Source organism: Mesorhizobium sp. M7A.F.Ca.CA.001.10.2.1, assembly GCF_003998575.1.
Lineage (GTDB): Bacteria > Pseudomonadota > Alphaproteobacteria > Rhizobiales > Rhizobiaceae > Mesorhizobium.
In genome coordinates, this window is record NZ_RZQY01001417.1 from 1 (window position 1) to 393 (window position 393).

Consider the following 393-nt stretch of genomic DNA (forward strand, 5'->3'; position numbering starts at 1 on the left):
GTGCTTGCCTTCCTGCCCGGCCAGCGCGAGATCGAGCGCACCGCCGAACGGCTGGCCGGCAAGGTCGGCACCGATACCGACATCGTCCCGCTCTACGGCATGCTCGACGGCAAGGCGCAGGACGCGGCGATCAAGCCGCCGCCGGCCGGCCGCCGCAAGGTGGTGCTGGCCACCTCGATCGCCGAAACCTCGATCACCATCGACGGCGTGCGCGTCGTCATCGATTCGGGCCTGTCGCGGCTGCCGCGCTATGAGCCGGCCAGCGGCCTCACCCGGTTGGAGACCGTGCGCGTCAGCAAGGCTTCCGCCGACCAGCGCGCCGGCCGTGCCGGGCGCACGCAGCCAGGCGTCGCCATCCGGTTGTGGCGGGCCGAGCAGACGGCTGCACTCCCC

1 protein-coding gene is annotated in these 393 nt (G+C 72.8%); it reads left to right on the plus strand.

The annotated features are described in order from the left end of the window. Positions 1 to 393, plus strand: a 393-nt coding sequence (locus EN964_RS37370) for a helicase-related protein (protein ID WP_281059620.1), incomplete at both ends; no start/stop codon positions are given.